The 25,917-nt window shown below is 72.4% G+C and carries 20 protein-coding genes and 1 pseudogene; 5 read left to right on the top strand and 16 right to left on the bottom strand.

Annotated elements, in window-relative coordinates; all coding sequences use genetic code 11:
- Positions 1-116: 116 nt before the first annotated feature.
- On the bottom strand, positions 117-1,010 hold the full coding sequence (locus tag J2Z30_RS11575; RefSeq protein WP_044568776.1) for an alpha/beta hydrolase: 894 nt from the start codon (positions 1,008-1,010) through the stop codon (positions 117-119).
- A gap of 99 nt (positions 1,011-1,109) precedes the next feature.
- On the opposite strand from J2Z30_RS11575, the gene J2Z30_RS11570 reads away from it, so the two are divergent.
- Positions 1,110-2,048 carry a LysR family transcriptional regulator gene (locus J2Z30_RS11570; RefSeq protein ID WP_044568777.1) on the top strand — a complete coding sequence of 313 codons (939 nt, stop codon included), beginning with the start codon at positions 1,110-1,112 and terminating at the stop codon, positions 2,046-2,048.
- Positions 2,049-2,137: 89 nt separating this feature from the next.
- Here J2Z30_RS11570 and J2Z30_RS11565 read toward each other — a convergent pair whose 3' ends face one another.
- The 7 genes from J2Z30_RS11565 to J2Z30_RS11535 all read right to left on the bottom strand — a co-directional run bounded on the left by J2Z30_RS11565 (position 2,138) and on the right by J2Z30_RS11535 (position 11,323).
- Positions 2,138-3,502, bottom strand: coding sequence for an LLM class flavin-dependent oxidoreductase (locus J2Z30_RS11565; protein ID WP_044568779.1), 1,365 nt, complete (start codon positions 3,500-3,502; stop codon positions 2,138-2,140).
- Complete coding sequence (locus J2Z30_RS11560) at positions 3,499-3,828, bottom strand: LLM class oxidoreductase (protein WP_044568780.1); 330 nt, start codon at positions 3,826-3,828, stop codon at positions 3,499-3,501. Before J2Z30_RS11560 ends, J2Z30_RS11565 begins: the two co-directional genes overlap by 4 nt.
- 164 nt (positions 3,829-3,992) lie before the next feature.
- Positions 3,993-6,209, bottom strand: a complete 2,217-nt coding sequence (locus J2Z30_RS11555; RefSeq protein ID WP_044568782.1) for a 3-hydroxyacyl-CoA dehydrogenase NAD-binding domain-containing protein — start codon at positions 6,207-6,209, stop codon at positions 3,993-3,995.
- Between the two features lie 113 nt (positions 6,210-6,322).
- The gene (locus J2Z30_RS11550) at positions 6,323-7,537 is read right to left on the bottom strand and encodes an acetyl-CoA C-acetyltransferase (protein ID WP_044568783.1); all 1,215 of its coding nucleotides are present in this window, start codon (positions 7,535-7,537) and stop codon (positions 6,323-6,325) included.
- A gap of 72 nt (positions 7,538-7,609) precedes the next feature.
- Entirely contained in the window at positions 7,610-8,755 is a 1,146-nt protein-coding gene (locus J2Z30_RS11545; protein WP_044568784.1) for a CaiB/BaiF CoA transferase family protein, read from the bottom strand.
- A gap of 175 nt (positions 8,756-8,930) precedes the next feature.
- Complete coding sequence (locus J2Z30_RS11540; protein WP_044568785.1) at positions 8,931-10,388, bottom strand: sialate:H+ symport family MFS transporter; 1,458 nt, start codon at positions 10,386-10,388, stop codon at positions 8,931-8,933.
- Positions 10,385-11,323: a dihydrodipicolinate synthase family protein gene (locus J2Z30_RS11535; RefSeq protein WP_044568786.1), complete on the bottom strand. Its 939-nt coding sequence runs from the start codon at positions 11,321-11,323 to the stop codon at positions 10,385-10,387. Before J2Z30_RS11535 ends, J2Z30_RS11540 begins: the two co-directional genes overlap by 4 nt.
- 163 nt (positions 11,324-11,486) lie before the next feature.
- On the opposite strand from J2Z30_RS11535, the gene J2Z30_RS11530 reads away from it, so the two are divergent.
- Entirely contained in the window at positions 11,487-11,978 is a 492-nt protein-coding gene (locus J2Z30_RS11530; RefSeq protein ID WP_044568787.1) for a DUF1203 domain-containing protein, read from the top strand.
- Between the two features lie 118 nt (positions 11,979-12,096).
- Here J2Z30_RS11530 and J2Z30_RS11525 read toward each other — a convergent pair.
- The 4 genes and pseudogenes from J2Z30_RS11525 to J2Z30_RS11510 form a co-directional block, all read right to left on the bottom strand.
- Positions 12,097-12,258 (bottom strand): annotated as a pseudogene (locus J2Z30_RS11525) (endonuclease V); the annotation flags it as partial.
- A gap of 90 nt (positions 12,259-12,348) precedes the next feature.
- Positions 12,349-12,546, bottom strand: a complete 198-nt coding sequence (locus tag J2Z30_RS11520; RefSeq protein WP_044568788.1) for a DUF397 domain-containing protein — start codon at positions 12,544-12,546, stop codon at positions 12,349-12,351.
- The gene (locus J2Z30_RS11515; protein WP_044568789.1) at positions 12,485-13,375 is read right to left on the bottom strand and encodes a helix-turn-helix domain-containing protein; all 891 of its coding nucleotides are present in this window, start codon (positions 13,373-13,375) and stop codon (positions 12,485-12,487) included. The genes J2Z30_RS11520 and J2Z30_RS11515 overlap by 62 nt, the downstream gene beginning before the upstream one ends.
- Before the next feature lie 151 nt (positions 13,376-13,526).
- Entirely contained in the window at positions 13,527-14,441 is a 915-nt protein-coding gene (locus J2Z30_RS11510; protein ID WP_044568790.1) for a LysR family transcriptional regulator, read from the bottom strand.
- A gap of 891 nt (positions 14,442-15,332) precedes the next feature.
- Here J2Z30_RS11510 and J2Z30_RS11505 point away from each other — a divergent pair.
- Positions 15,333-15,554 (top strand): hypothetical protein, encoded by a 222-nt coding sequence (locus tag J2Z30_RS11505; protein WP_020867293.1) that lies wholly within the window; start codon positions 15,333-15,335, stop codon positions 15,552-15,554.
- A 166-nt stretch (positions 15,555-15,720) separates the two neighbouring features.
- Here the strand turns inward: J2Z30_RS11505 and J2Z30_RS11500 are convergent, their stop codons facing one another.
- Entirely contained in the window at positions 15,721-17,184 is a 1,464-nt protein-coding gene (locus tag J2Z30_RS11500) for a hypothetical protein (RefSeq protein WP_052701287.1), read from the bottom strand.
- Positions 17,185-17,412: 228 nt separating this feature from the next.
- Between J2Z30_RS11500 and ssgD the strand changes: the two genes are divergently transcribed.
- The gene (gene ssgD / locus J2Z30_RS11495) at positions 17,413-17,826 is read left to right on the top strand and encodes a spore wall synthesis regulator SsgD (RefSeq protein ID WP_044568791.1); all 414 of its coding nucleotides are present in this window, start codon (positions 17,413-17,415) and stop codon (positions 17,824-17,826) included.
- 124 nt (positions 17,827-17,950) lie between these two features.
- Here ssgD and J2Z30_RS11490 read toward each other — a convergent pair whose 3' ends face one another.
- Positions 17,951-18,631, bottom strand: coding sequence for a GOLPH3/VPS74 family protein (locus J2Z30_RS11490; protein WP_044568793.1), 681 nt, complete (start codon positions 18,629-18,631; stop codon positions 17,951-17,953).
- Between the two features lie 550 nt (positions 18,632-19,181).
- Positions 19,182-19,871: a hypothetical protein gene (locus J2Z30_RS11485; protein WP_044568794.1), complete on the bottom strand. Its 690-nt coding sequence runs from the start codon at positions 19,869-19,871 to the stop codon at positions 19,182-19,184.
- Positions 19,872-20,116: 245 nt separating this feature from the next.
- Here J2Z30_RS11485 and J2Z30_RS50870 point away from each other — a divergent pair, with 245 nt between their 5' ends.
- Positions 20,117-21,898, top strand: coding sequence for a helix-turn-helix domain-containing protein (locus tag J2Z30_RS50870; protein WP_044581184.1), 1,782 nt, complete (start codon positions 20,117-20,119; stop codon positions 21,896-21,898).
- A 107-nt stretch (positions 21,899-22,005) separates the two neighbouring features.
- Here J2Z30_RS50870 and J2Z30_RS50865 read toward each other — a convergent pair whose 3' ends face one another.
- Positions 22,006-25,734, bottom strand: a complete 3,729-nt coding sequence (locus tag J2Z30_RS50865) for a hypothetical protein (protein ID WP_281062686.1) — start codon at positions 25,732-25,734, stop codon at positions 22,006-22,008.
- Positions 25,735-25,917: the final 183 nt, after the last annotated feature.

Here is a 25,917-nt window from a genome sequence, read left to right as displayed (position 1 = left end):
AACCGGCTGGTCAGTGGAGGCCGGTGAACTGGTCGGGGACGCCGGTGAACGGGTCGGGGCCGCCGGTGAACTGGTCAGGACCGTCGGTGCGTGGTTGCCGACCGCCGGTGAGCGGGTCAGCGGCCGCCGGTCAGCGCGGCGGCGAGCTCCTCGGGGCGGGCGGCGAACGGCGAGTGGCCGCCCGGCAGGGGCCGCACGGTGAATGGCCGATCCGGCATGGCCGCGTCGGCCTCCGCGATCATCAGATCCTGCATCGCGGGGGTGCACGCCCAGTCCTCGGCGCACCGGATGAAGGTGCGCGGTATCCGGCCCCACCGCTCCCGGGTCAGGGTGATCGGGGTGGTCGGCACCGCGAAGGGCAGATCCGGGCTCAGGGCCCGGTACCAGCGGGCGAAGGACTCGGCGGGAACGTCGTCGTAGAAGGCCAGCCGCAGCTCCTCCACATACGCCGGATCGGCGGAGCACGGATTGATCCGGAACGCGCCGATGGCCTCCGGGTCGCCCAGCATCAGCCCCTGCCCCCGCGCGGTCGCCGTCTGCTCGGGGGACGTCAGATAGTCGGCGAAGCGCGGGCGCCCGGCGGGTACGAAGGACGAGAGATGGATCAGCTCGTCGACGAGCTCGGGCGCCCGCTCCGCGGCCAGGGACGCGGGGGCGCCACCGGCGCTGTGCGAGACCAGGGCGACCTTCGGATACCGGCGGACCGACCGCAGCGCGGTGACGACGGCCTCCGCGCACTCCTCCAGGGTCACCCCGGCCAGCGCCGACTTCTCGGTCGCCAGACCCGGCTGACCTGGGAGGAGAAGACCCGAGGGCAGCGGGGCCTCGAAGCCGTGCCCCGGCAGATCGACGGCGAGACTGGCCGCGCCGAGCCGGGCCAGGGCGCGCTGGGTGGACGCCCACTGCCAGGAGGCGTGCCAGGCGCCGTGGACCAGCACGAACACGGTGCCGGACGGAACCGGGCCGGGGTGGGAATCGGTGAGAGGGGTTCTGGGGCTCGTGGCACTCATGGGGACAGTCCACCGGCACGGCCAGCCGTTATCCACCCTCATATCTGACAACCCCACCGCCGATATGTTCTGAATATCGACTCGGCTATCCTCGGTCCGATGGAGTCACGTCATCTGCGCTACGCCCTGGCGCTGGCCGAGCATCAGCACTTCGGACGGGCGGCGGCCGCCCTCGGCATCGCCCAGCCGCCGCTGTCCCAGCAGATCGCCGCGCTGGAGCGGGAGCTGGGCGCGCGGCTCTTCGACCGTACGGCGCGCGGGGTGTTCCCGACCACCGCGGGCGAGGCGTTCCTGGCCAGGGCGCGCCGGGCGCTGGCCGAGATGTCGGCCGCCGTGTCGGACGCGGGCCGGGCCGCCCGGGGCGAGACGGGGCGGCTGCGGCTCGGCTTCATCGGCTCGGCGCTGCTGGAGCTTCTGCCGTCCGTGCTGGGCACGTTCATCCGCGACCGCCCCGAGGTGCGGCTGGGGCTGCAGGAGATGTCCACGCGCCGGTCCACGGCGGCGCTGCTCGCGGGCGAGCTGGACCTCGCCATCGGGCGTGGTGCGCCCCGGGGCGCCGGTGCCGAGGATCTGGTGTCGGTCACGGTCGGCCGGGACCATCTGGTGGCGGTCGTCGGGGCCGCCCATCCCTTCGCCGGGCAGGCCAGGGTCAGCCTCGAGCAGCTCAAGGGGCAGCATCTGATCGTCGCGCCCGCGGAGGAGGAGCCGACGGTCGCCGCCTGGCTGGCCGGGCTGCTGGGCGAGGGCGCCGAGGTGCCCGCGCGGGCCGGTGGGGTCACGGAGGCATGGGACGCGCACACCATCATCGGGCTGGCCTCGTGCGGGGTCGGGGTGGGGCTCGGCCCGGCGTGTCTGCGGGTGGCGGCGCGGCCGGACGTCCGGGTGTGCGAGGTGAGTCCGCGGGTGGAACTGCCGGAGCTGGTGATGTCGTTCCGCGCCCAGGACCGCTCCCCCGTACTGGCGGCCTTCCTGGACATCACCCGGGAGCGGTGCCCGGGGGTGGCCGAGCGGCTCGAACGCCATCTCGGCGCGCGCTGACGGACGACATCACCGTCCAGCTGGACGCCCGCTACGACTCCGACAGGGCTCACGCCCTACTCGACGAACGCGGCGGCCCGCGCGACCGCTTAGCCTCTCAGCGAGGAGGACTCCTCCTCGCGGGCCTTCGTGTAGCGGTTTTCCGGTACCGGGAGGCCCAGGTTGCCGCGGAGGGTGGTGGCCTCGTACTCGGTGCGGACGATGCCGCGTTCCTGGAGGATCGGAACGACCTCCTCGCGGAAGCGCCGCCACTGGCTGGGGTGCCCGATGGGGTAGTTGAAGCCATCGAGGGCGCGGCCCTCGAACCACTCCTGAAGCCGAGTGGCCACCGTTTCCGGCGATCCCGCGAACGGGGTCGGGCGCGGGCTCGAGATGAACTCCACGGTCTGGCGGAGCGTCCAGCCCTTTTCCTTCGCCTTGCCGGCGATCTTCTCGGCGTTGGTACGGAAGCCGCGCTCCGCGTGGGCGAGGGCCTGTTGCGGGAACGGGGCGTCCAAGTCGTACTGGCGGAAGTCGTGCCAGCCGAACGGGCGGCCGAGTCCCGCCAGGGCTTGGCCGAAGTCCCTGTCGCTGGTATGGATCTCGTGCTCGATCTCCCTGGCCTGGGCGTCCGTGTCGCCGACGAATACCGAGGCACCGGGCATGACGACGATGTGCCGCGGGTCGCGGCCCTTCTTCGCCGCCCGAGTCTTGATGTCGTTGTAGAACGCCTGGCCCGCCTCGATGGACGAAGCGTTGGTGAAGATGGCCTCGCCGATCGTGGCGCCGAGGTCACGGCCCTGCTCGGAGTCGCCTGCCTGGAAGATGACCGGCCGGCCCTGCGGGGAACGGGAGACGTTCAGCGGGCCCACGACCTGGAAGTGCTCGCCCTTGTGGTTCAGGGCGTGCTGCCTGGCCGGGTCGAGGAAGGTACGCGTGGCACGGTCGCGCGGGAACGCGTCCTGCTCGTAGGAGTCCCACAGTCCCTGGGCGACCTGGACGAACTCCAGGCCCCTGGCGTAGCGGGTGTCGTAGTCGTAGTGCTCGTCGCGGGAGAAATTGCCCGCGGCGCCCGCGTCGCCGGTGGTGACCACGTTCCAGCCGGACCGGCCGCCGGAGATGAGCTCCAGGGAGGCGAGGCTGCGGGCGATGTTGAACGGGTCGTTGTAGGAGGTGGTCACGGTGGCGACCAGACCCAGGTGGCTGGTGTTGACCGCCAGGGCCGACAGCAGGGTCAGCGGCTCAAGGCGGTTGAGGTAGTGCGGCGCCGAGTCCGCGGTGATGAACAGACCGTCGACGATGAAGACCAGGTCGAACTTGGCCTCCTCGGCCAGGCGGGCCTGCTCGACGTACCAGTTGACGCTGATGCTGGCATCGACCGGAAGGTCCTCGTCGAGCCAGAGGTAGGGCTGGCCGGGGCCGCCGGCGCCCATCGTGATCGCGCCCAGCTTGAGCTGCCGCTTCTGGGCGCTCATGCCGCCGCTCCCGCGCTCTCCGCAAGAGGCTCGCCCCACGGGGCGTAGGTGTCGGCGTGCTTGCCGCCGACCCGGTGGGCCGCCTCGGACAAGCCGCCGAAGTGCGGCCTGACCCTCGGCTGCTGGGCCGACTCGACGCCGGAGTAGTGGATGTGCGCCGCGATCCGGCCGCCGGTGAACTGGTCCATCGGCACCCGGTCGAACCCGGTGTCCCCGTGGGCGCGGGCGAACTTCCCTGTTAAGTCCTTGTCGATGACCGGGCCGCCGTCCAGCCTTATCTCCGAGTGGTCCATGGTGCTGATCATGCCACTGAACTCGACAGGCATGCGGTTGGTTCCTCCCTGGTACCGCTGACTTCTTCTCGTAACTGCTGCTTGCCCGGCTTGTCGTGAGGCGCTCAGCCTAGCGGTCGCGCAGATTGGCATGTGCTCATGGTCGGCGAACGGCCCGGCGCTCGTGGCAGCGGGCGAGGCGGTGGAAGGCGTTCTGCCTAATCCGTGAAGCGCTCCCCGCGCTCCGCCTTCTCCACCAGCAGCGCGGGCGGGGCGAACCGCTCCCCGTACGCCGCCTCCAGCTGCCGGGCACGGGCCGTGAAACCGGCCACGCCGCCCTCGTATCCGTTGATGTACTGCAGCACCCCGCCCGTCCAGCCGGGGAAGCCGATGCCGAGGATGGAGCCGATGTTGGCGTCGGCGACGGAGGTCAGCACGCCCTCCTCCAGCAGCCGCACCGTGTCGATGGCCTCGCAGAAGAGCATCCGCTCCTTCATGTCCTCGAAGGGGATACGGGTGCCCTCACGCACAGCGTCTCCGGAACCGCCGGAGCCCCCCGCTGCGAAGTGCTCGCGCAGCCCCGGCCACAGCCCGGCGCGCTTGCCGGTCGTCGCGTCGTAGTCGTAGAAGCCCGCGCCGCCGCTGCGGCCGGGGCGCCCGAACTCCTCCACCATGCGGTCGATGACCGCGTCGGCCGGATGCGGCCGCCACTCGCCGCCCGCCTCCTCGGTCGCCCGGCGCGTCTCCTCGCGGATCTTGCGCGGCAGGGTGAGCGTCAGCTCGTCCATCAGGGAGAGCACCTTGGCCGGGTATCCGGCCTGGGCGGCGGCCTGCTCCACGGAGGCCGGGTCGATGCCCTCCCCCACCATCGCCACGCCCTCGTTGAGGAAGTGGCCGATGACGCGGGAGGTGAAGAAGCCGCGGGAGTCATTGACCACGATCGGGGTCTTGCTGATCTGCCGCACCAGGTCGAAGGCGCGGGCCAGCGCCTTGTCGCCGGTGCGCTCGCCCTTGATGATCTCGACCAGCGGCATCTTGTCGACGGGCGAGAAGAAGTGCAGCCCGATGAAGTCGTCGGCGCGCTGCACCCCCTCCGCGAGCAGGGTGATGGGGAGGGTGGAGGTGTTCGAGCAGAGCAAAGCGTCGGGGGTGATGACGCCCTCGATCTCCTGGAACACCTTGTGCTTGAGCGCCGGGTCCTCGAAGACCGCCTCGATGACCGCGTCACAGCCCTCGAGGTCGCGCGGATCGGCGGTCGGGGTGATCCGGGCCAGCAGCTGGTCCCGCTTGGCCTCGGTGGTCCGGCCCTTGGCCAGCACCTTGGCCAGCAGCCCCTCGGAGTACGCCTTGCCCTTGGCGGCGGCCTCCACGGACACGTCCTTCAGGACTACCTCGATGCCCGCCTTGGCGCACGCGAACGCGATGCCCGCGCCCATCATCCCGGCGCCGAGCACCGCCACCTTGCGGACCTGGCTGGGCTCGGTCCCCTGCGGCCGGTTGGCACCGGAGTTGACCGCCTGCAGTTCGAAGAAGAACGCCTGAATCATGTTCTTGGCGGTCTGGCCGACGACCAGCTCGGTGAAGTACCGGGCCTCGATGGTCTGCGCGGTCTCGAAGTCCACCTGGGACCCCTCGACGGCGGCGGCCAGGATATTGCGCTGCGCAGGGTAGGGGGCGCCGTTCAGCTGCTTCCGCAGATTGGCGGGGAAGGCGGGCAGATTGACGGCGAACTTCGGCTGCGCCGGGGTGCCGCCCGGAATCCGGTAGTCCTTGTCGTCCCAGGGCTGGGCCGACTCGGGGTGGGCGGCGATGAAGGCGCGCGCCCGGGTCAGCAGCTCCTCGCGGGAGGTCACCACGTCATGCACCAGCCCCGCCTCCTGGGCGCGCAGAGGGCTGTATCGCGTGCCCTGGAGCAGCCACTTGAGCAGCGCGTCGGTGACGCCGAGCAGCCGTACGGTACGGGCGACACCCCCGCTGCCGGGGAGCAGGCCCAGGGTGACCTCGGGGAAGCCGATGCGGGCCCCGGGGGCGTCGAGGGCGATGCGGTGGTGGCAGGCGAGCGCGATCTCCAGCCCGCCGCCGAGCGCCGCGCCGTTGATCGCGGCCACCACGGGCTTGCCGAGGGTCTCGATCCGGCGCAGCGCGCGCTTGATGCGGAGGTTCTTCTCGTAGACCTCCTGGGCCTGGCCGGGCCCGACCCGGATGAGGTCGTTGAGGTCGCCACCGGCGAAGAAGGTCTTCTTGGCGGAGGTGACGATGATGCCGCGGATGGCGTCCCGCTCGGCCTCGACACGGTCGGCGATCGCGTCGAGGGAGTCGATGAACGCGGCGTTCATGGTGTTGGCGGACTGGCCGGGGTCGTCGAGCACCAGGGTGACGACGCCTTCGTCGTCCTGCTCCCAGCGGATGGTCGAGGCGGTGGTGGGGTGGGTCATCTCAGGTCTCCAGGGCGAAGGTGCGTGGGGAGGGGGGAAGGAGGGGGAACGGCAGCGTCTTGAGAGCCACTCCGCTGCGGTGTCGTGCGACTTGGAGCCGGTCCAGGGCTGCTCTAGAGCCGCTCGACCACCGTCGCGATGCCCATCCCGCCTCCCACGCACAGCGTCACCAGCCCGAACCGCCCGCCGCGCCGCTCCAGCTCGTCGATCACCGTGCCGAGGATCATCGCGCCGGTGGCGCCCAGCGGATGGCCCATCGCGATCGCGCCGCCGTTGACGTTGACCTTGTCCAGGCTCAGCCCCATGTCGTCCACGAAACGCAGCACCACCGCCGCGAACGCCTCGTTGATCTCGACCAGATCGATGTCGTCGATGGTCAGCCCGGCCTTGCCGAGCGCCTTACGGGTGGCGGGAGCCGGGCCGGTGAGCATGATGGTGGGGTCGGCGCCGGAGACGGCGGCGGAGACGATCCGGGCGCGCGGCGTCAGCCCGAAGCGCTCACCGACCTCACGGCTGCCGATGGCGACCAGGGCGGCGCCGTCCACCATGCCCGAGGAGTTGCCCGCGTGGTGGACATGGTCGATCGCCTCGACCCAGTGGTACCTCTGCAGCGCCACCGCGTCGAAGCCGCCCGCCTCGCCGATGGCGGCGAACGACGGCTTCAGTCCGGCCAGGGTCTCGGGGGTGGTGCCGGGGCGGATGTGCTCGTCCTGGTCGAGGACGGTCAGCCCGCTGCGGTCGCGGACCGGGACCACGGAGCGGTCGAAGTACCCCTCCTTCCAGGCGCGGGCGGCCCGCTCCTGGGAGAGCGCGGCGTAGCTGTCCACGTCATGGCGGCTGTAGCCGCCGACGGTGGCGATGAGGTCGGCCCCGATGCCCTGCGGTACGAAACCGGTCTCGTAGTTGGTCATCGGGTCCGCGAACCAGGCCCCGCCGTCGGAGCCCATCTTCACGCGGGACATCGACTCGACCCCGCCCGCGAGCACCAGGTCCTCCCAGCCGGAACGGACCTTGGCCGCGGCCAGGTTGACGGCCTCCAGGCCCGAGGCACAGAAGCGGTTCTCCTGGACGCCCGCGACGGTGTCCGGGAGCCCGGCCGCGATGGCCGCGATCTTGGCGATGTCGGAGCCCTGGTCGCCGAGGGGGCTGACGACGCCGAGGACCACGTCGTCGATCGCCGCCGGATCGACCTCGGGGAACCGCCGCCGCAGCTCATGGATGAGGCCCACCACCAGGTCGACGGGCTTGGTGCCGTGCAGGGCACCGTCGGCCTTCCCGCGCCCGCGCGGGGTGCGGATGGCGTCGTACACATACGCTTCGGTGCTCACGTCAGCGGCCTTTCAGGGGAGGGTTGGCGCGGGGACGGCTCAGTGGTCCGGCGGGAAGCGGAGACATGGGGCTCATGACGGGTTTCCCTCGATGAGCGAGGTGACTCCCCATTCGTGGGCGACCTCGTCGGTGTCCGCCCCGGGCCGGGCGGGCCCGCGGCGCACCGCGCCCGGGGTGGCGGAGAAGCGCGGGGCGGGCGCGGGCTGGGTGATCCCGCCGTGGTCGAGGAAGGTGGAGCGGGCGGCGAGGTGCGGATGGGACGGGGCCTCCCGCAGCGACAGGACGGGGGCGACGCAGGCGTCCGAGCCGCCGAAGACGGCGGTCCACTCCTCGCGGGTGCGCTCCTTGAAGCGGTCGGCGATGGCGTCGCTCAGCGCGGCCCAGCTGTCGAAGTCATCGCGGGCCGGGGCCTTGTCGGCGATCCCCAGCAGCTCGATGAACTCCGTGTAGAACTTGCGCTCCAGGGGCCCGACCGCCATATAGCCGCCGTCGGCGGTCTCATAGGTGCCGTAGAAGGGGCAGCCGCCGTCGAGGAGGTTGGTGCCGCGCTGGTCCCGCCAGCCGCCGGCGGCCATCATGCCGTGGGTGACGGCGGTCAGATGGGCGGTGCCGTCGACGATCGCGGCGTCCACGACCTGGCCGGGGCCGCCCGCGCGAGCGTGGTGCAGGGCGGCGAGGAGGCCGATGGCGAGATAGAGCGAGCCTCCCGCGTAGTCCCCCAGGAGGTTGACGGGGGCGACGGGCGGGCCGTCGGCGGCGCCGATCATGCTGAGGGCGCCGGTGACGGCGATATAGCCGATGTCATGGCCGGCGGTCCGGGCGAGCGGGCCCTCCTGCCCCCAGCCGGTCATCCGGCCGTAGACCAGCTTGGGGTTACGGGCCAGGCAGTCGTCCGGGCCGAGGCCCAGCTTCTCGGCGACCCCCGGGCGGTAGCCCTCGATGAGGATGTCGGCACGCTCGACGAGGTCGAGCACGACGGCCGTGCCCCCGTCGGCCTTGAGGTCGATCAGCACCGAGCGCTTGTTGCGGTTGGCGAGGTCGTAGTCCGGGTCGATCCGCAGACCCCCGGCGCCCTCGGGGCGGTCGACGCGCACGACATCGGCTCCCATGTCGGCGAGGACCATGGCGGCGAACGGGCCCGGCCCGATCCCGGCCAGCTCCACCACTCGCACCCCGGCCAGCGGGCCGCTCGCCGCCCCTTCCTCCGCCACCGTCATTCCGTCCCCCAATCGTGTGACACCACCGCTGTAACACCGCCGATGCTAAGAACGCGTCAAGCATTCCACAAGCCCTCTCCTGGGCCTGTGGACAACCAAACCCCGGGACCGGAAAGGGGGTTCGGCCGTGCGGACGCGCGGCGGGCCGGGTGTGGCGCCGACCGGGCTTTTCGGATCAGGTCTTCTTCAGGTCGGGCCCCGCCATCGACAGCGGCTGTCCGGGCACGAGATGGTCCTCGTCGCCCTCCGGATCGGTCAGCCGGCCCAGCCGGCGCGGCACATCGGCGCCGACCAGCACGATCACCACCAGCGTCAGCCCGAAGGTGAGCACCGCCAGCGCCCGGCCGAGGGACATGCCCTCGGCCAGATGGGCGCCGAGCACCGGTGCCACCGCGCCGCCGAGCGCCCCGGTGTTGTAGACGAAGCCGAGCGAGGCCGCCCGGCTCCCGGTCGGGAAGTGGCCCGCGATGTACTTCGGCAGGATGCCGGAGATCCCCTGGCTCAGCGCGAGCAGGAAGAACAGCAGTACTCCCAGCCCGACCAGCGAGTCCTGCACCGCGAACACCGGGAAGACGAAGGCCAGCGAGGCGAGCAGGGTCACGGCGTAGGCGCGCCGGGTGCCGAGCCAGTCGCCCACGAAGCCCGCCAGCCAGCAGCCGGCCATGGTCCCGAACCCGGCGTAGAACATCACATCGGTGACCTCGGAAGGGGAGTACTCGAGCTGCTCCTTCAGATAGGTGGGCAGCAGCGCCTGGATCGGCCAGCTGTAGAGGAACGCGCAGAAGACCGTGCACATCAGGGACACGTACAGCGGCCAGCGGCGCCGTCCGCCGAGCTGGGCCGCGAAGGCGAACAGGCACCCCGCCGCCAGGATCGACAGCGGCCAGCGCCAGCCCGCGCCCGCCGGGGTGAAGACCAGGAACAGCGCGACGCTCGCGACCACGGCCAGCGCCGTGTTGACGCTCGCTCGGATGCGTTTGGCGAACAGCGGCCGGAAGGGGTTCGGCCGCGCTCGCGCCGCCGCCACCTCCTCGTGCCAGTCCCCAGCCTCCGGGAGCGCGCGCCGCACCCACAGGGCGACCAGCACCGGCACCACACCGATCCAGAACATCCAGCGCCAGCCCCAGTGGGGCACCACCCACTTGTAGAGCTCGGAGGCGATGACGGTGCCGCCCGAGTAGCCCGAGATGAGGAAGCCGGAGGCGCGGTTGCGCAGCCGCGCGGGCCAGCTCTCCAGGACGTATGTGGCGCTTGCGCTGTACTCGCCAGCCATGCCCATGCCAATCACCAGGCGGGCCGCGAACAGGCTGATGTAGTTCCAGGCGAACCCGCAGGCGAAGGTGCCCAGCGAGTAGAGCAGAATGCTGACGATCATGGCGGCCTTGCGCCCGTAGCGGTCACCCAGCGCGCCCAGCACCGCCCCGCCGAGCCAGCGGGTGATGAAGGCGCCCGAGACCAGGCTCGCCGCCGACGCCGTGCTCAGGTCGAACTCGTCGGCTATCTCGGTCAGCACGAGCGTGATCAGCACAAAGTCGAAACCGTCGAGCAGATAGCCGATCCAGGCGGCGAACAGGGACTTCCACTGACCGGGTGAGACCTCGCGGTACCAGGGCACCTTGGCGGCTTCGGTCACGACAACAGCCCTCCCTCCTCCAGAAGTTGACGTACGGTCTTGACGGCCGCCTCGCCCAGCGGCACCTGGGGCGCGGCGGTGTCCGCGCACTCGATCACGCCCATCAGCCGCAGCGCGGCCTTGAAACCGCCCAGGCCCGAGGAACTGCCGCCCATGAGGGTGGGATCCCCGGCGCCGGTGATGGCGAAGAGCGCGGCCAGCCGGTCCTGTTCGGCGGCCGCCTGCTCCCAGCGCCCCGCGCGCGCGTGCTCGTACAGCCGGACGAACCCGGCCGGATCGACGTTGGCCAGCCCCGGGACGACGCCATGGGCGCCCGCCAGCAGGGCGCCGTCCACCGACAGTTCGGAGCCGGTGAGCACGGTGAAGGTGTCGCCGAGGCCGCGCCGGCGGACCTCGACCAGCAGTCGCCGCAGCGCCCCGTCGTCCCCGCTGCTGTCCTTGACCCCGGCCAGCGTGGCGTCGGCGGCCAGCGGCAGCAGGATCGAGGGCGTCAGCTTGGAGTGGACGGAGACCGGGATGTCATACGCGAACAGCGGCCTGTCCACACCGGCGCGCAGCCGCCGGAAGTGGTCGGCGGCCTCCAGGGGGTGGGTGCGGGTGTAGAAGGGCGCGGTGGCCACGATGGCGTCCGCGCCGAGCTCCGCCGCCGTACGGGCGTGATCGAGCACCCGCGCGGTCGTCATGTCGATCGCCCCCGCGAGCACGGGAACGCGGCCGTCGGCGGCCTCGATGACCGCCGTAAGGGCCGTACGGCGGCTGCGGTCGGTCAGATAGGCGGCCTCTCCGCTGGAGCCGAGCGCGAACAGCGCGCTCACCCCCGCGTCGATGAGCCGCTCGGCGAGCACGGCGAGGGAACGCGTGTCGACCTCGCCCGTGGGCGTGAGCGGAGTACACAGGGGCGGAACGACACCGGTAAGGGGAGCCGGAAGACTCATCGACATCCAGCCTTCTGGATAGCAGGACAATATGGACGTGGGACGTCCTATGTTCGGGCCCGAATCTGACGGAGTGCCATCGCCCTGTCAAGTACATTCCCGCCTCAGCGCCTCGTCCGAATCCCGCCAGCGCGCCGCGAGCCCACCGGCCAGGCTTGACCGCATGGACGAAAACTATGAAATGCGGGCCATCGCGCCCGAGGTGCTGAAGCAGCTGCGGATCACCGATGACGCGGGCAACGCTCCGCGCGTGGTGGTGGAGGACGCGGAGGGCGGCAACCCGATGCGCTGCTGCCTGGGCCGGAGCCGGCCGCACGAGACCATCGCGCTCGTCTCCTACGCCCCGCTGCGCCGCTGGGCGCGGGAGACGGGTGCCACGCCCGGCCCGTACAACGAGGTCGGACCGGTCTTCATCCATCCCGAGGAGTGCGACGGCTGGACCGGCCCCGGCATCGCGGACGGCATCCGGGGCCGGCGGCGGGTGCTGCGGGCGTACACGGCCGAGGGCAACATCCTCGGCGGGCGGCTGCTGAACGACGGCGAGCCGACGATCGAGGAGGGGCTGGCCGAGCTGTACGGGGACCCGCGGGTGGCGGTGGTGCATGTGCGGGCCGTCGAGTTCGGCTGCTTCCTGGCCGAGACGCGGCGGGTCTGAGGCATCCGGCACCCCGGGGGCAGGCGACGCCGGGGGGTACAGGGGTTCGCCCGGCGCCGCGCCCGGAGTGCCGCGTGCACAGCCGCCACGTTCGGACGTCGGGCTCACCACACCGCGTTCAGAGCGTGGCGGCTTTCAGGGCCCGGCGGCACAGCGCGTCCGCGCGCCGTGTCGTCTCGGGCTGCCGGAAGTCGCGGGCCAGGTGCAGGGTGTACGCGCAGGCGTCCGCGATGGTCACCCGATGGCCGACGGAGACGAAGAGCGGCTTCACCGCTCGCCTCCGGCCCTAAGCACCGAGTTCCTGGCCACCCGTACGGCCCCCGCGCTCGCCGATTACCGCCAGCAGCGGCCGTAAGGAGCCCGTTTCGGCTTATGCCTTGAGGGCGGCTATGAACGTGGCCCACGATCCGGCGGGGAACAGGATCGCGGGGCCGTCGGGGTTCTTGGAGTCGCGGACGGGGACGAGGCCCGGGAGGTTGTCGGCGACCTCCACGCATTCGCCCCCGTCACCGTTGCTGTAACTGCTCTTGCGCCACGCGGCAGTGCTCAGGTCCGGGTTGATCGGCATGGGTCCAGTCCTTCATGACGGCTCGGATCATCGCCTCCGAGTCGCGAGGCGAGAGGGCCATGGCCCTGAGCAGATCGTAGTTCTCCCGGCGCACTGCGACTCCCTCCCGGTCCTCGATGATGCTCCCGGATCGACTGCCTTCCTCGTAGGCCACTTGTGGTCCCTCAAGCACCGTGTAGAGCGTCAGCGCGCCACCCAGCATCTCTGGGTGCTCACCCACTGCGAAGGGGAGCACCTGGATGGTCACGTGCGACTCTGTCCCTCGCCGGATCAGAGACGCCAACTGATCGCGCATTGCCTCTGGCCCCCCAACGGGGCGGCGTAGTACTGCCTCGTCAAGGATGAACCAGCAGCGTGGCGGCTTGGGTCGATCCAGCAATGCCTGCCGGTCGATACGGGCCTTGACCATCGCTTCGATCTCCGCGTACGGCGCATGCGGGTGGACACCGCTCATCAATGACTCCGCATACTTCGGTGTCTGGAGCAGTCCGGAAGCACTTCCGCTGATGTACTGCTCGATGACGACCGCCCGGCTTTCGATCTCCACCACCCGCCGGTATTTGCCGGGAAACGGCTCGTTCTTCGCGAGTGCGTACAGCCGCGCGAACATCCCATCCGTGCCGAAGCACGCGTCCAGCTTCGCCGGTAGGTCGTCGTACGGCAGCGACTCCGCCGCCTCGATCCGCGCGAGGTGGGACTTGCTGTAGTTCAGCACCTCGGACAGCCGCCGCAGCGACATGTCCGCCTTCTCCCGGTGGCGGCGGATCTCCGCGCCGAACAGGTCGCGTGCGGAGCGGTCGGGGAAGAGTTCGCGTGGCTGGAACGGCATTGGTCCATCCCTCCTGGTCCCGCTGTCCGGCTAGGACCGCTGGCTTGTTTTTAGCTTACGCTCCGGAGGGCAACACACTTGACACGTTCCGTAATTGAACCCCCAGGTTCGCCATGAGTTGTCGCTTTTCAATGTGTGCGCTCGGAAGGCGCTATCTGTCGCGGTGGCTGCCTTGCTCGGTGACTGGCAGGGTGACGGTGCCGCCACGGGCGAAGCGCGCCGCTCGCCGGAGGGCGGCGATGGTCGGGCGCTCGTCGTCGGCTCGTGTGATGACGGCGATCTCCGGGGCCGCTCCCTCCAGGGGAACGAACCGCACATCGGGGCGCGGATAGAAGTCGCGTGCCGCTTCCGCGTGCAGCGCGATGTATCCGCTGGTGGCGACGGCGGTCGGGATAGCGGCCGGCTGACGGACGACCGGTGCGTTCGGCCCCGGCTCGGCGGCGGGCCCGAGCCATTCGCGCATCACCGGGCTCAGGGGCGGAGTCGCCAGCCATGGCCCGTCGGCGACATCGTCCATGGTCAGTGACGTGGCGTCGGCAAGCTGCGACCGGGCGGGCACCACCGCGGCGCGGGGTGACGACAGGACGACGTCGGACCGCAACCCGTCCACCGAACCGGCGTGCCACATGATCCCGGCGTCCACGGTGCGGTCGAGCACGGCGCGATATTGCGTGGACAAGTCCAGGTCGGCGTACTCGATGCGTAACCCGGGCACCTGAGCGTTCAGCGCCGCACGCAGGTCATCCCACCTCTGCCCCGCTCCGAATCCGAGCACCCCGAGGCGCAGCGTCTGCTCGTCCCGTCCCGCGCCCTCGGACCGGGCGCGCTCGGCAAGCTGGTCCACCGCGTCGAGCAGTACCCGGGCCTCGGCCACGAGCCGCACGCCCGCCGGGGTCGGGGTCACCCGTCGGCTGGTCCGCTCGAAGAGCGGAGCGCCTACCTCGTGCTCGAGACGCCGGATGTACTGCCCGAAGGGCTGCTGCGAAATGTGATGCCGCTTGGCCGCCCGTCCGAAATGCAGTTCCTCTGCCAAAGTCACCACGTAACGCAGAAGGCGTATCTCCATCGGACCTCCATCGGACCTCCGTTTAGTGCCACCTCCACTCGGTACCACGCTCGGGTCTGTGCCACGAGGAAATGCCGGTTCAGAAGGCGTTCGTCTGATGGTCGCAGGCTCGTACCCGTGTCCGACCACCGTCTTGTCCCCACGCTGTAACAACGAGGCGGGTCAACTCCCGCGGGATCGGCATCCCGCTCGCGCCATGACTCCGACTGCGCTGCCCCATACCTTGTTGAACAAGCCAGGCATAGCCCGACACGCCATTGGTCCAGAACTATTTCAGCCGTAGATCGCGGCAGGCGTTCGTGATGTCCTGATGCGGCCGCCCACGGAGATGGCCACCATCCACCTCGCCAAGCCACCCCTGAGGGTCCTCGGGCCCGGCCGGGCATCCGGCCAAGTGTGGGCAGGGCAGGTGGTTTCGGTTACGGCGCAACAATACCGAGGCGAATGCCCGCCGTTGGGCTGCTCGAAGGACAACCGCAATCGGCAGACAACAATCGTCGCTGTCTGCTGCTGATTTCTGGAGGAAACATGCTGGTTCGCAAGGCTATCGTCACGCTCGGATGCGTGGCAGCGATCGGAATGGCGGGTGCGGGGGCGGCTTCGGCGGATGCCTCGCGGTATATCGCGTCGTACCCCACACATGACCAGTGCGAAAGGGCAGCGCATATGATCACCCCTGGCTACGGCGACAACTGGAGCTGCCGGTCAAACAACGGCGGTCCGTATAAGCTGTACGTTTGGTGACGTTTGCCGGCAGACCAGCGAGTGACCTGCAAATGCAGATGGACCAAGGCGCGTGAAGTGCCGTCGCCCGCTTTCAATGCGCCCGCGAGCCGATGCGCGGAATCGCCGTGGCATCGGCATGGGGTGTAACACGGAGAAGGAGTACACATGAAGTTTCGTAAGCTCGCTGTGACGCTGACCGCCGGCGCCGCTTTCGCTATGGCCGGGGCAAGTGCCGCGCAGGCGACGCCCTGGCAGTTCGTCGGCTCGTTCCCGACCAAGGCCGCCTGTGAGAAGAAAGCCCAGAAGATGCACAAGGCGGGGAAGATCGACGACCACTACTGCTCCCCGAGCAGGAGGGGCTACGACCTGGGGGTCCACTTCCGCTGACGGGGCACGGCCTTGGCGCTGCAGCGATATGGATGTTTCGTTGCAGCACGAGGTCAAGAAGATGTCGATGCGCTCCACCGGGCGAAGCCGGTGGAGCGCACAGGGCGGTTGCAAGTTCCGCCGCGAGTCCCGCTCGATCAAAACCTGCGGGATCGCCGACGAGGCCTTAGTGGGAGACGCAGAGCCGGACCACCAGCGAGACGCAGCCCCGGGAGTCGCCGGAGTCGGAGCCGGAGTCGGAGCCGGAGTCGGTCGGCTTGGCCGTGGGCCGCTGCGTCGGCTCGTCCGTGGGCTGCCGCGTCGGCTGCCCGCTCGGGGTGCCCTCCGGATCCGACGTGGCGCCGTCCGTCGGCTTCTGGGTCGGTTCGTCCGTGGGCCGGTGCGACGGCCCATTCGACGCGGAGGACGACGAGGGAGAAGACGGCCGCGACGAGGGTGATTCGGATGAACCGGACGCCGGCGCCTTGCGGGAGGGGGATACGGCGCTGGACGGCACATCCGTCGGGGAGTGCCCGGTGGGCACGCTCGCGGTGGACGGCCGGTTCCGGGACGCCTCCCCCGGAACGCCCGCCCGTGAGCCCTCCGAGTGCCGCGAGGCGCCCGACGTGGCCGCAGAAGGGGAAGAAGAATCGGCGGAGTCGGATGTATCCGATATGGACGGCTGCGAGGCCGCCGCCGGTTGCTGTGCCGCCGCCGAGCCGCCGTCCGTCAGCGCCAGCCCCGTCATGACCGCCGCCCCCGCGACCAGCAGCACACCGCCCGCGGCCGCCGCGACCGCCACCGGCCCCGCCTGGCGCACCTGCCCGCGGACGAGGTGGTGCATGGAACGGCGGGAGGAGACCAGCGGCCCGTTCGAGGGCGCCGCGTGCGCACCGCCGCCCGCGGCCAGGGCACCCGCTCCGGCGGCCCCCGCGGCACCCACCGCACCGGCGGCGGCCAGCGGCGCCAGGAAGCGCGCCATGTCCCGGTCGTACAGCGCGAGCAGCGCCGGGCCGGTCAGCGCGGGCAGCCGGTCGTCGGCCGCGACCAGCTGCTCCATCCGGCCCCGGCAGTCCGGGCAGCCGTCGATGTGGACGGCGATCTGCTCGGCCTGGTGCGGGGAGTCCGCGCCCCGCACATGGTCGGGCAGTCCCTCCCAGTGCCCACCGCACGCGGCGCTCGCCGGATAGCCGGGCTGGGCGCGCAGGAACTCCTGGCGCACGCTCTCCCGGACGCGCTCCACCAGGGCCGCCGCACCGTCCGGGCTCGCCCCGGTCCGCCACGCCACCTCCTCCGGCGGGAGCCCGTCCACCTCGGCGAGCCACAGCGCCTTGACCCAGCGCTGCGGCAGCTCGTCGAGGACCTGGACGAGCGGTTCGAGGTACGACGCCCGCTGCGACGGACCCCCGTTCCCCACCCCAGCCGACAGCGCCCTTACGGCGCTCGTCAGCTCGGCCGGGACGGCGTCGGCACCGAGAGGATGCCCGGCGCGGATCCGACGCCACACGCTGTAGTGCGCCTCGGCCACCAGGTCCCCCGCAACCCAGGGGTTGCCGGTGAGAGTTCGGGCATATCCGCACAGACGCGAATATTCGGCTTCGTAGATTCGACTGTAGGCGGCCGTGTCGAGCGCCGCGTGACCTTCGGTCATGGTGGAACAACCCCTGGGGTGGGTGCCTCGTCATTGCCGACGTTTCTGTAACAGCTCCGCACGGCGCCCGAGACCTTGCATGGATTGGCAAGCCTAAATGCCCTATGTCCCCTCGAAAAAACAGTCGTGACGCACGTCACGTCGAAAGTGGGTGCACTGGCCTGATCGCCCAAACGTCTTAACGGTCGTAAGGGCGACGTGCCCCGCACCGATCGCAAGGGAGCCGACGTGACCACTGTCATCGACCAAGCCGTCCAGGCACAGCTCATCGCGTCGACCCCCGAGTCGCGCGCGATTCCGGCCTGCCTACGCTACGAGCGGGACGACCCGTTCGCCGTCCGTGTCTCCTTCCCGCCCTCCGCGTCCCTCGACGGCTCCGCGGTGGAGTGGACGTTCGGGCGCGAGTTGCTCGCAGCCGGGCTGCGTGGCCCCGCGGGAAGCGGGGATGTCCAGATGTGGCCGAGCGGACCACAGGGGACGGTCCTGGAGTTCCATGCCCCCGAGGGCATGGCCATGGTCCAGTTCGACACCGGCGATCTCCTCAGATTCCTCGGCCGGTCGTACGCGGTCGTCCCCGAGGGCAGCGAGGCCGGGGAGCTCGACCTGGACGAGGGGCTGGTGTCGCTGCTGAGAGACGCCTGAAGTCCGTATGGAAGCCCCGGGCCGGTACGGAGGCTCGGGCCCGTACGGGCACCTGGGTCCAGCCCGTACGGGCACCTGGGTCCGGCCCGTACGGGCGCTTGAGCGCGTCCTTACCGGTGAGGGGTCAGGTGGCGGTCACGGCCGTGGTCGACGCCAGCATGGCCGTGACGACGGCGGTGGCGAGCGCCGTCCGCACCTGGGCGATCACCTTCTCCAGCACCGGGCCCATGCCCCCGCAGCGCTCCCCCAGCTCCAGGATCCGGCGCTTGCGGACCTTGGCGTCCGTGGCCGTCACCACGGACCTCAGCTCACCCGCCGCCGCCAGGGTGACCAACGCCGCGTCCCGTTCGGACACTTCGGCCGCCGGCTGCTCACCGTGCAGCACGCGCACCGCGTCGTCCCGCATCCCGGCCACCTGATCGGGCCGTTCCAGCACGTACTCCTTGGCCGGGAACAGCCCCAGCATCCGTTTCCCCTTCGCCCGCACATATCCGGCCGCCACCATCTGGTCGCGGACCGCGTGCTCGGTCAGCCGCGGCTGATGCCCCACCCAGATCTGCCAGCTGCGCGGCCGGGATTCGCCGATCAGCTCCAGCAGTCCGTCGAGTGTTTGGTCGCCGGTGGCGGCGTCGGCCACGGGGCAGGGGCTGCCGTCGGCGTCGGTGAGCATGCCGCGCTGAACCAGCTCGGTGAGGGCGGCGGCGCGGACGAGGAGGGCGGTGTGAGCACCGGCGGGCCGGCCGGTCTCGAGGTCGTAGGAGAGCAGGTAGAGCGAGGCGGCTAGGGAGAGCGATCCGTTCGGCACGGGAAACCTCCGACGGTCGGGCGTCCGGTGGGGCGGCGTGCTTCGACCATATCGGCCACGTGCCCTCATGATCGACCCTCCGCCACGGGGTCTCCGCGGCTGCTGGGAACTTGTCACCTGGGCGAGGCCCGGTTGGCAGTGGGTTGCCAGGAACACGTCATCTCCCCCGGTCTTGGCAGCCCCCGGGTAGATGGCCCCTCCTGGACACGGTGGTCCCCAGGACGGCGGCCCCGGGACATGCGGAGGTGGCGGCGACGCGTACCCCCGTGTGTACGCGTGGCCGCCACCGGTCCCCGCCCCCGTCGGCCCCCCTCGGGCCGCATCCCCCATCGGCCCCCCTCGGGCCGTATCCCCCGTCCCCCGTCCCCCGTCGGCCCCGAGCCATGTCACCCCCGTGACTCGCTCGGGTCCGCGTCCCCGTCAGGGCACGTCCCCCGTCCCCCGACAGCTCCCCTCGGGCCGCATCCCCCGCCAGCCCCTCCCCTCGGCCGCCCTCGGCCCCGGGCCACGTGCCCCCGTCAGACCCCGTCAGACCCCCGTCAGACCCTGCTCACGGGTGGTACAGCTTGACCACGGCAGTCGTGGCGGTGCGCTTGAAGTCGGCCAGCGGTGCCAGCTCGTAGCCGCCCATCTCGCCCCACGTCACGACGGTGACGGTCCGGCCGTCGCGGCCCACGCCGAAGAGGTGGATGCCGGGCTCCGAGTCCGGGTACGAGGTGTGGACGCCGTAGACATGGGCGCCGTCCTCAGCCGTCAGGGCGCCGTAGTCCCGCCATGAGGCGGTGCCCTCCGGGAACTGGCTCTCCCAGTCGGCGGCGCAGTTCTGGATCTTCTTCTCGGCCGCGGCGGCGAGCTTGCGGGCCGCCTCCACCGTGCCGGTCCTGACCACGATCTGGGTGGCGCCGGTGTCGTACTCGGTCCAGAAGGTGCGGTGGGTCGCCCCGGCCGACGGGAAGGTCTTCTCCACGCAGAACGGAGGGGTCTCGGGCAGACCCTTGGTGACATCACTCGCGTACCAGTCGGAGCTCGGATGCGGCGGGAGCTCCCTCGGCACGAGGTGGCCGGGGGTGCGTTGGGGCACGGCCGCCCCCGCCCCCGCCCGAGCCTGGGCCTGAGCCTGAGCCGACGGTGCATGGGCCTGGGCCGACCCGGTCCCGGCCACGGCCACGGCCACGACCCCGACGGCCGCTGCCGCGACGCCGAGCGCGGCGCCGCGGAATGAGTGCGTGGGCTTGCGCATGAGGTGTTTCCCCGTCTCTTCCCGATCTCAGGGTTTCAGCATGTCGCCGTCGCACCGGGAGGTCGCGGCGGCAGGACAAGCCTGTGTGCCACCTGGCCGTCGCCGCTACGACCGGCGGGGCATTCGGGACGCTGGAACGCCTGCACGTACGCTGACTTGGGGGTATGACAACACCCTGGAACGCGCTCGTGGGACGCCCACGGGACGACTCGCGCTGCCGGGGACGATATTGGGGGGTGGTGGGCGTGGGGAACGCCAAAGAGGTCGAGGACTTCGCCGAGAGACTGCGGGCGCTGAAGGAGCGCTCGGGCCGCAGTTACGGCTCGCTGGCCACACGACTGCACGTCAGCACGTCCACGCTGCACCGCTACTGCAACGGCGACGCGGTCCCGACGGACTACGCCCCCGTCGAGCGCTTCGCGCGGCTGTGCGGCGCCACCCCGGAGGAGCTGGTCGCCCTCCACCGCCGCTGGATCCTCGCGGACGCCGCCAAGCGCCGCGCGCGCGAGGCCGACCGCGAGGCCGTGTCGTCGGCCCCGCGCCGGGGCGACGACCCCGCGCCGGACGCGTCCGGGACGATCGCGACGCCCGCCGTGCCTCACCTGGACGCGGCCACGGCTACCGGCCCGGCCGGAGACAGCAGCACCGGGCCGGAGGCGGGTGGCCGCTCACCCGACGCTCAGCCGCGCGCGGCGGCTGATGAGCGACCAGCGGCCGACGAACGACCAGCCGCCGACGAACGACCAGAGGAGCGACACGACACCGCCGACCCGGCCGACGCGTCAAGGGCCACTCCGATGCCCGACGCCCGCCCGGCCGGACACCACACATCCGCCGAGCACTCCGCACCGGTCCGGGCCGACGGCGACCGGACCCACCCACCCGGCGCGCTCGCGGCCGAGGCCGGGTTGACGGCCACGGCCAAATCCGCAACCGCGGCCAAGGCCGACCCCCCAGCCACCGGCAAGACCGGACCCGCCCCCACGGACAAGACCCCACCCCCGCCCGCCAAGCGAGCCCGTTTACGGGCCGTGGCGGCAAACGCCGCGGACACCGCCACCGCCGCCGCCACCGCCTCACGCGCACGGCGGCCGTGGGCACTGCTCGCCGGGGCCGCCGCCGTTGTCGTGCTCGCCGTCACGGCGGTCGAGGTACGGCCGCCCGGGGAGGACGGCCGTAAGGACACCGCGGCCGTGCCTCCCTCCGCCGCGCCCACCTCCACGCCGCCCGCCGGGCCGACCGCCCGGGGCCATCTGGACCGTCAGAAGACGGACGGCGACAAGGAGTCCGGCGCGGCGCGCGGCGACGACGGCAAAGGCGAGCGCGACAAGGAGCGGAGGGCCAAGGGGGACGCCTCCGGCTCGCCGACGCCCGGCGCGACCAAGGAGACGGGCCACGGCGGATCCACCCAGGTCCCGCTCACCCTCTCCACCCGTTCCCATGTCTGGGAGAACGGCTGCGGCCACCGGTATCTCATCGACCGGCCCCCGGCCCAGGTCGCCCCGCCGCCCACCGAGCAGGACGCCCCGACGTGGGCCGCCGCCCATGACGCGGTGCACGGCGGGACCACCAATGTGGAGGTCACGGTGCAGGGCCGGGCCTCGTCGGCCGTCGTCCTGCAGGCCCTGCACGTACGGGTCGTGGGCCGCCGCACCCCGCTCGCGTGGTCGTCGTTCGCCATGGACAACGGCTGCGGGGGCTCCCTCACCCCGCGCGCCTTCTCGGTGAATCTGGACGCCGCCCGTCCGCTGGCCCGCCCAACGGACGGCAATGACGCGGGCAAGCCGATCCCCGCCGTCCAATTCCCCTACCGCGTCTCGGCCTCGGACCCGGAGGTGTTACTGGTCAACGCCCGGACGGCGGGCTGCGACTGCAGCTGGTACCTGGAGCTCGACTGGTCGAGCGGCGGCCGCTCCGGGACGGTGCGGATCGACGACCGCGGCTCGCCGTTCCGCACCAGCAGCGTCAAGGGGCGCCCCGCCTACGCGTATGACTACGCCGACGGCACCTGGCACAAGAGCGACTGACCCCGGGGGCCCTGGACCCCCAAGGCCCTGGCCCCCCAGCCCCCTCCATCCCGAGGCCCTGGACCCCTCCACCCCCACGGCCCTGGACCCCCGGCCGCACCGACGCCTCACTCCACCGTCGTCGTCAGCCGCAGCGCCGCGTCCCGCACATCCGCGTGCGGATGGCCGCGCAGCGTGCGCAGCCGCTCCCGCCAGGGCCCCGCCCAATCCGTACGGGCCCCGGCCACCTCCGTAAGGGTCGCGGCGAACAGCCCGGAGGCGTGGCCGCCGTTCTCGTCGAGTTCCCGCGCGGCGCGCAGCAGGGCCGCGTCGGAGCCCGGCCGCGTGGCGGTGTTCAGCCGTCGGCGCAGGGCGTCGGCGGTACGGACGGCGAGCGCGGGGCGGGTGGTGTGCAGCCGGGCGAGGCGGGCGAGGGCGGCGGTCAGCGGGCCGGGGCGGGCGTCCAGGTCGAGGGCGTGCACCAGCACATGGGCGGCCTCCTGGACGAACGCCTCGTATCCGGCAAGGAGTTCACCGGCGGCCCGCGCGGTCCGCCGGGTCACCCGGGGCCGCATCCGGGCCCGGTTGGCGAGCCGGTCGGCGAGGTGCCGGATGCGGCGGTGGGCGGGGCGGTCCCGGTCCGGTTCGGCGTCGGGGCCGCCGGGCCGGGCGTCGGCGGTGGCGAGCGCGGCGAGCGCCCAGGCCAGCGGATTGTCACCGGGCGACCCGTCAGGCGCCGCGGCCATCAGCTCCAGCAGGGCGTCGGCGGCGGGCCGCCAGCTCGCCCGGTTGCCCAGGTCGGTGACCGCCGCCACCAGCACGGCCGCCGCGTCCGGCGCCCACGGCGACCAGCGGGCCAGCGCCCCGTACCCGGCCGCCGCCACCTCGGGGTCGTCGGTGTCGCAGACGGCGCGTATGAGCTGGGCGTAGCGGCCGCGGTGTGCCTCGGGGAGGTCCAGCGGGCGGGTGCGCAGCACGGCGTGGCGCAGCTCGCGCCGTCCGCTCGCGGCGGCGTTCAGCAGCTCCCAGGCGCGTTTGGTGTCGAGCAGCCCGGTGGCGAAGGCGACACAGGCGGCCTGCACATCGGGGTGCTGGCCGGGCAGTTCGAAGGCGTCGGCGAGCAGCGCGGCGGCGTCGGCCACCGGGAGCAGGGTGGCGGCGAGCCGGACGGCCTCCTTGCGGCTGGTGACCTTCGCGGGGACGGGCGGTACGGCGGTGGCGACCCCGTCCGGTGCGAGCACCCCGCGCACCAGCCACCCCAGCCGTGACGGCTCGACGTACCGGGACGCTCGGGTGGCCGCGTACATCGCCACCCGCGCCCGGTCGTCGCCCGCGTGGGCGAACAGGGCGGGCAGGGCATCGCCGGGGCGGTCGGTGCGGGCGAGGGCGGCGAACGCGGCCTCGGCCACGACCACATCGTCGGTGTCCGTCCAGGTCCGGACGGTGGCCGCGCCGTGGCCGGGGATCGGCGCGGCGTCGGCGACGGCGGCCGCCCGCTGCCCCGGCCGCAGGGAGGTGTCGGCGGCGGCCCGGTCCAGGACGCGGGCGGCGGCGGCCTGCTGACGGGGCAGCCAGCGGCCGGCGTCCCGCCCGGTGGGCGGGGTCCAGTGGGTGCCGGGGGTCAGAAAGCGCCCGTACGGCGGGGTGTCGCCGAGGACGAGGTCGAGCAGATCGGTGCGACGGCGGGTCAGCACGGCCAGGACGGGCGGCAGCACGGCCGCCGAGGGCTCGTGCGCGAGCAGCTCGGCCACGCGGGCGTCCCGCTCGGCCGGTGGTTCCAGCCACAGCCCGATGGCGGTGCGGGCCGTCGCGTCGCTGCCGAACGAGATGGCCTGCCACAGGAGTTCCTGGAGTTCGGGGAGGGTGTGGGCGCGCCGCCCGAGGGAGCGGGCGAGGGCGAAGGTCAGCTCGTGGTCGACCCGTTCGGCGCCCGCCTCCAGCCAGGGCCGCAGCGCCTCGAACACCCCCTGTTCCTGACCGCGCCGCAGCTGGTGGTCGAGGCGGCCCAGGGCGGCGGCGCCGACGCTGCCCGCGAGCCGGGTGAGGGTGCGCAGCGCCCAGCCCAGCAGCTGCCGCCGCCCGGTGACGGCGTGTTCGCGCAGCAGCGCCGCGGCCAGGTGGCGCAGCGCCTGGCGGGTGGCGGAGGACGAGTCGCGGGCGGCGATCGCGTCGGCGGCGATCCGGTCCAGATGCTCGGCGGCGTCGTCGGTGAACAGCGCGGGGTGGGTGTGGGCGAGCGCGCCGAGCGCCGCGGAGCGCACCGGGTCCTGCTCATTGCGCAGCCGCTCCAGCAGGCGCAGCAGCTCGGTGAGGGCGTCCGGGTCGCCTGAGCGGGCGACGCACCGGATCAGCAGCGGATGGGCCAGGGCACGGTCCTCGGCCGAGGAACGGCGCACGGCGGCCGCCAGCTCCTCGCGCGCCTCCTCGACCGGCAGATGGGCCACCGACTCCAGAACGGTGGTCCAGGGCGCGCCGCGCTCGCGCGCCTGGACCGCCATCCGGCGGGCCTCGGCCTGGCGGCGGGGGCGCGGCAGGACTTCGAGCACGGCGGGTTCGATGACGGAGTGGTCGCCCACGGCGTGGTCGGAGTCGCGTCCGCGGGTGGCCTGGCCATGGACGGCCTGGCCGTGGACGGCCTGGCCATGGGTGGCCCGGCCGTCGGCGGCCCGGCCGTAGGCCCAGTCGGCGGTGGCCTGACCCGAGGTGGCCTGGCGGTAAGTGGCCCAGTCGGCAGCGGCCCGGTCGGCGGCGGCCTGACCCGAGGTGGCCTGACCCGAGGTGGCCCAGTCGTAGGTGGCCTGGTCGTAGAACGCGGAGCGGCGGGCGGGCGGCAGCGCGGCCAGCAGTCGGGCGAGGGCGTCGGGGTCCGCGGCATGCCGCAGGGCCCGGCCCAGCTCGGCGAGCTCGGGCGGGTCGGCGCGGACGAACCGGCGCAGCACGGCCCGGTCCAGCCGCCGCCGGGTGCCGCTGTGCTCGGGGGCCAGCAGCAGCCGCAGCGTACGACTCGGGTCGGCGGCCACCAGCGCGGACAGCCGGGAGCGTACGGGGGTCGGCAGCGGGCCCTGGCCGTAGTCCTCCAGCAGCTCCAGCACCCGCTCGGGCTCGACCGGCGCGGCGAGCGCGACACAGGGCGCGTAGCGGGTCCACCAGTCGGCGCGCAGCGGCGCGGGCAGGGCGGCGAGCTGACGCGCCGCCTCGTCCAGGACGGCGAGCGGATGCCGGGAGACGAGGGGCCGCCAGCCGCGGACGGCGTGGAACAGCCCGGGTAGCAGCCGTGCCACGGTGTCCGCACCGCATCCGGGGAGCAGCCGGGCGGCCTCGCCGTCGCCCCAGCGCTCGCGGAACGGCTCGATCAGCCGGTCCGCGAGCACGGTGCGCCGCCCGGCCACGACGGTGCGCTCCAGTTCGCGCCGTACGGTGGCGGGCGCGTCCTCGAAGGCCGCCTCCAGCGCGTCGTCCGGGACCGCGCCGGGGCCGCCGCGGCGAGCGGTGTCGAGGGCGCGGTGCCGCACAACGGGGTCCGGGTCGGCGAGCCGCGCCGCGAGATGGCCGGTGCGTCCGCCGGCGGCCGCGGCCACGGCCGCCAGCCGCCGCTCGTACGTGCCGCGCCGCTCCAACTCCTCGATCAGTGCGCCCAGCCGCCCCTCGGCACTGGCCGCCCTCGCCCGCCCGGCCAGCTCCCGCATCCGGCGCGGAAAGGGCAGCGGATCGAGGGCGCCGAGCAGCTCGTCGACGAGGGCGCGCCGGGGATCGGGGGCGCCGTCGGCTTCGGGGGCGCCGTCGGCTTCGGGGGCGCCGTGGGCTTGGGGAGCGCGGGGAGGCTCGGGGCCGCGATGGGCTTCGGACGCGTTGACCATGCCAGGGATTGTGCCGCTCACACGCCCGATCACACGTCCCGCCGGAAGAAGCTTTCCCGGGACACCCGTCGCCCCAACGCCTCGCGCCCGGCCGCACCCCGCCACGCCCGCTCACACCCCCACCGCACCCACTCGCTCGCGTCCCCGCCGCCCCGTGCCCTCCCTACGCCGTGCGAGGGGGAC

The organism is Streptomyces iranensis, from assembly GCF_017874715.1.
In the GTDB taxonomy this organism is placed as follows: Bacteria; Actinomycetota; Actinomycetes; order Streptomycetales; family Streptomycetaceae; genus Streptomyces; species Streptomyces iranensis.
The sequence above is the reverse complement of the archived record's forward strand: the minus strand, read 5'-3'. Positions and strand labels throughout refer to the sequence as shown.

Coding starts and splice junctions, on each gene's coding strand:
- J2Z30_RS11575 (WP_044568776.1), bottom strand. CDS start 1,010: ATGAGTGCCACGAGCCCCAGAACCCCTCTCACCGATTCCCACCCCGGC.
- J2Z30_RS11545 (WP_044568784.1), bottom strand. CDS start 8,755: ATGACGGTGGCGGAGGAAGGGGCGGCGAGCGGCCCGCTGGCCGGGGTG.
- J2Z30_RS11560 (WP_044568780.1), bottom strand. CDS start 3,828: ATGCCTGTCGAGTTCAGTGGCATGATCAGCACCATGGACCACTCGGAG.
- J2Z30_RS11485 (WP_044568794.1), bottom strand. CDS start 19,871: ATGCGCAAGCCCACGCACTCATTCCGCGGCGCCGCGCTCGGCGTCGCG.
- J2Z30_RS11565 (WP_044568779.1), bottom strand. CDS start 3,502: ATGAGCGCCCAGAAGCGGCAGCTCAAGCTGGGCGCGATCACGATGGGC.
- J2Z30_RS11555 (WP_044568782.1), bottom strand. CDS start 6,209: ATGACCCACCCCACCACCGCCTCGACCATCCGCTGGGAGCAGGACGAC.
- J2Z30_RS11505 (WP_020867293.1), top strand. CDS start 15,333: ATGAAGTTTCGTAAGCTCGCTGTGACGCTGACCGCCGGCGCCGCTTTC.
- J2Z30_RS50865 (WP_281062686.1), bottom strand. CDS start 25,734: ATGGTCAACGCGTCCGAAGCCCATCGCGGCCCCGAGCCTCCCCGCGCT.
- J2Z30_RS11535 (WP_044568786.1), bottom strand. CDS start 11,323: ATGAGTCTTCCGGCTCCCCTTACCGGTGTCGTTCCGCCCCTGTGTACT.
- J2Z30_RS11500 (WP_052701287.1), bottom strand. CDS start 17,184: ATGACCGAAGGTCACGCGGCGCTCGACACGGCCGCCTACAGTCGAATC.
- J2Z30_RS11530 (WP_044568787.1), top strand. CDS start 11,487: ATGGACGAAAACTATGAAATGCGGGCCATCGCGCCCGAGGTGCTGAAG.
- J2Z30_RS11520 (WP_044568788.1), bottom strand. CDS start 12,546: ATGCCGATCAACCCGGACCTGAGCACTGCCGCGTGGCGCAAGAGCAGT.
- J2Z30_RS11515 (WP_044568789.1), bottom strand. CDS start 13,375: ATGCCGTTCCAGCCACGCGAACTCTTCCCCGACCGCTCCGCACGCGAC.
- J2Z30_RS11570 (WP_044568777.1), top strand. CDS start 1,110: ATGGAGTCACGTCATCTGCGCTACGCCCTGGCGCTGGCCGAGCATCAG.
- J2Z30_RS11510 (WP_044568790.1), bottom strand. CDS start 14,441: ATGGAGATACGCCTTCTGCGTTACGTGGTGACTTTGGCAGAGGAACTG.